The 4,313-nt window shown below is 75.1% G+C and carries 1 protein-coding gene; it reads left to right on the forward strand.

The features are described 5' to 3' along the window. On the forward strand, window positions 1–4,313 hold a 4,313-nt coding region (locus tag ABZY31_RS31085), incomplete at both ends, for an SDR family NAD(P)-dependent oxidoreductase (RefSeq protein WP_356417013.1).

Consider the following 4,313-nt stretch of genomic DNA (forward strand, 5'->3'; position numbering starts at 1 on the left):
GCGTCGGTGGTCGTGTCGGGTGACGAGGGGGCCGCTGAGGCCGTCGCCGGGGCCTTCGCGGCCCGGGGCCGCAAGACCAAGCGCCTCACCGTCAGCCACGCCTTCCACTCCCCACACATGGACGGCATGCTCGACGCCTTCCGCAAGGTCGCCGAGGACCTCACCTACGACACCCCCCGCATCCCGGTCGTCTCGAACCTGACCGGTGCGCTGGTCTCCGACGAGATGGGCTCGGCCGACTTCTGGGTCCGCCACGTCCGCGAAACCGTCCGCTTCCTCGACGGCATCCGCTGGCTGGAGAGCCGAGGCGTCACCGCCTACGTCGAACTCGGCCCCGACGGCGTACTGTCCGCCCTCGGCCAGGACTGCCAGAGCGCCACCGGCCCCCGCGCCGCCGCCTTCCTGCCCGCGCTGCGCACCGGCCGCCCCGAGGACCGCACGCTGACCGCCGCCGTCGCCGGTGCCCACGTCCGTGGTCTTTCCCCGGACTGGGCCACCCGCTTCGCCGCCACCGGCACCGCCCACGTCGAGCTGCCGACGTACGCCTTCCAGCGCGACCTGTACTGGCCCCGTGACCCCTTCACCGACCTCGCCGGACCGGCCGACGATCGCGCACTCGGCCTGACCGACGCCAAGTTCTGGGAAGTCGTCGACAGCGAGGACCTGGCCGCCTTCGCCGACACCCTCGGCGTCGACGGCGACGAACCCCTCAGCGGCGTCCTGCCCGCCCTGTCGGCATGGCACCGCCGCCACCGCGACCGCGACACCGTTACCGGCTGGCGCTACCGCGTCACCTGGACACCGCTCACCGACGCCGCGCCTGCACCCCTCGCCGGGCACTGGCTCCTCGCGGTGCCCGCCGGGCACACGGACGCCCCCTGGGCCCTGGCCGCCACCAGCGCCCTGACCGCCCGCGGGGTCACCGTCATCCCCTTCACCGTCGATGCGACCACCGACGACCGGGCCACCCTGGTCCGGCACCTCACCACAGCCCTGGCGGCGCCCGACGCGCCCGCCGGGGTGCTGTCGCTGCTCGCACTCGACGAGCACCCGCACCCGCAGGACGTGGCGCTGCCCGCCGGGCTCGCCGCCACCCTCGCGCTCGTCCAGGCCCTGGGTGACGCGGGAGTGGACGCCCCGCTCTGGGCCGCCACCCAGGGCGCGGTCTCCACCGGCCGCTCCGACCGGCTCACCAGCACCGCCCAGGCCGCCCTCTGGGGCTTCGGCCGGACCGCCGCCCTCGAACTGCCCGCCCGCTGGGGCGGCCTGGTCGACCTGCCCCCGGCCCCCGACGAGCGCGCCACCGGCCGCCTCGCCGACGTCCTGGGCGGACTCGGCACCGAGGACCACGTCGCCGTACGCTCCACCGGCGTCTTCGCCCGCCGCCTGGCCCGAGCCCCTCAGGACCGCAGCCCCGCCGCCCCGTGGACCGCCTCCGGCACCGTCCTCGTCACCGGCGGCACAGGAGCCCTCGGCGGGCACGTGGCCCGCTGGCTCGTCCGCTCCGGCGCCGCACACCTGCTGCTGGTCAGCAGGCGCGGCCCCGACGCCGAGGGCGCCGCCGAACTCGTGGCGGAACTGCGCGAGATGGGTGCCGAGGTCACCCTCGCCGCCTGCGACGTCTCCGACCGCGACGCCGTGACCCGCCTCCTCGCCACCGTGCCCGCCGAACTGCCACTGACCACCGTCGTCCACGCCGCCGGTGTCCTCGACGACGGTGTCCTCGACGCCCAGACCCCACAGCGACTGGCGGGTGTCCTGCGGCCCAAGGCCCACGCGGCCCAGGTCCTGCACGAGCTGACCCGCGACCTGGACCTGACCGCCTTCGTGCTGTTCTCCTCCGTCGCCGCCGTCTTCGGCGCCGCCGGGCAGGCCAACTACGCCGCCGCGAACGCCTACCTGGACGCCCTCGCCGAGCAGCGCCGCGCCGACGGCCTGCCCGCCACCGTGATCTCCTGGGGCGCCTGGGCCGACGGCGGCATGGCCACCGACGAACTCGTCGCCGACCGCCTGCGCTCCGCCGGGCTGCCGGCCCTCGCCCCGGAACTCGCCCTGTCCGCGCTGCATACGGCGCTCGCCCTCGACGAGACCTCCTCCGTCGTCGCCGACATCGACTGGGCCCGCCTCGCGCCCGGCCTCACCGCCGTCCGCTCCTGCCCGCTGATCGCGGCACTGCCCGAAGCCGTCCAGGCCCTCGCCGCCGGACAGACGGCCGACACCCCGGCCGAGGCCGCCGACAGCCTCGCCCGGCGGCTCGCCCGGGCACCGGGCGGCGAACGCGACGCCCTCGCCCTGGAGTTCGTCCGTACGCAGATCGCCGCCGTCCTCGGCTACCCCGGTCCGCAATCCGTCGACCCGTCCACGGCCTTCCGGGACCTCGGCTTCGACTCCCTGACCGCGGTGGAGATCCGCAACCTCCTCACCGCCCGGACCGGGCTGCGCCTGCCCGCCACCCTGATCTTCGACTACCCCAACTCCGTGGCCCTGGCCGCCTTCCTCCTGGGCGAACTCCTCGGCTCGCACCCCGCCGACGCGGCCGGTGCCACCACGACCGGGACGGGCAGCGGGACCGACGACGACCCCATCGCGATCGTCGCGATGAGCTGCCGCTTCCCCGGCGGCGTCCGCACCCCCGAGGAACTGTGGGAGCTGCTCGCGGACGGGCGCGACGCCATTTCCGGCTTCCCCACCGACCGCGGCTGGGACCTCGACGGTCTGTACGACCCGGAGTCCCTCACGGAGAACACCACCTACGTCCGCGAGGGAGGGTTCCTCGCCGACGCGGCCACCTTCGACCCCGCGTTCTTCGGGATCTCCCCGCGCGAGGCCCTCGCGATGGACCCGCAGCAGCGTCTGCTGCTGGAGACCTCCTGGGAGGCCTTCGAACGGGCCGGCATAGACCCCGCAACCGTGCAGGGCGAGCGCATCGGCGTCTTCACCGGCACCAACGGCCAGGACTACCTCGACGTCATCCTCGCCGCCCCCGACGGCACCGAGGGATTCCTCGGCACCGGCAACGCGGCGAGCGTCGTCTCCGGCCGCGTCAGCTACGTCCTCGGCCTCGAAGGCCCCGCGGTCACCGTCGACACGGCCTGCTCCTCGTCGCTCGTCGCCCTGCACTGGGCCATCCAGGCCCTGCGGGCCGGTGAGTGCACGATGGCCCTGGCCGGTGGTGTGACCGTCATGTCCACCCCCGCCTCCTTCATCGACTTCAGCCGCCAGCGCGGCCTCGCCGAGGACGGCCGGATCAAGGCCTTCGCGGCCGCCGCCGACGGCACCGGCTGGGGAGAGGGCCTCGGCATGCTCCTCGTCGAACGGCTCTCCGACGCCCGCCGCCACGGTCACCCCGTCCTCGCACTGGTCCGCGGCTCCGCCGTCAACCAGGACGGTGCCTCCAACGGGCTGACCGCTCCCAACGGGCCCTCCCAGCAGCGCGTCATCCGCCAGGCCCTGGCGAGCGCCGGGCTGGCCGCCGCCGATGTGGACGCCGTCGAGGCCCACGGCACCGGCACGAACCTCGGCGACCCGATCGAAGCCCAGGCGCTGCTGGCCACGTACGGCCAGGGCCGCCCGGAGGGCCGGCCGCTGTGGCTCGGCTCCATCAAGTCGAACCTCGGCCACACCCAGGCGGCCGCCGGAGTCGCGGGCGTCATCAAGATGGTCCTGGCCATGCAGCACGGGATCCTGCCCCCGACGCTGCACGTCGACGAAGCGACCCCGCACGTCGACTGGACCGCCGGTGACGTCGCGCTGCTCACCGGTGCCGTCGCCTGGCCGGAGACCGGCCGGCCGCGCCGCGCGGGCGTCTCCTCCTTCGGCATCAGCGGCACCAACGCCCACACCATCATCGAGCAGGCCCCCGAGCACGCTGCCCCGGCCCTCGCCCCGGCCGCGCCGGAGCCCGAGTCGGCGCCGGACGCCCCCATGCCGTGGCTGCTGTCCGGCAAGAGCCACGACGCCCTGCGCGACCAGGCCCGCCGCCTGCACGACCACGTCGTCCGCCACCCGGCGGTGAGCGCCGCCGACTTCGGCTTCTCCCTGGCCGCGGGCCGCTCCGCCTTCAAGCACCGTGCGGCCGTGGTGGCCGCGGACCGCGCCGGGCTCCTCTCGGCCCTGGAGGCACTGGCGGAGAACGGCTCGGCCGCCGCACTCGTGACGGGCTCCCCGGCGGGAGGCAGGACCGCGTTCCTGTTCACCGGGCAGGGCAGTCAGCGGTTGGGGATGGGGCGTGAGTTGTACGACGCCTACCCGGTGTTCGCGGACGCGCTGGACGCGGTGTGCGCGCGCATGGACGGCTCGCTCGAACTTCCGTT

This window comes from Streptomyces sp. NPDC006529 (genome assembly GCF_040611795.1).
Lineage (GTDB): Bacteria > Actinomycetota > Actinomycetes > Streptomycetales > Streptomycetaceae > Streptomyces.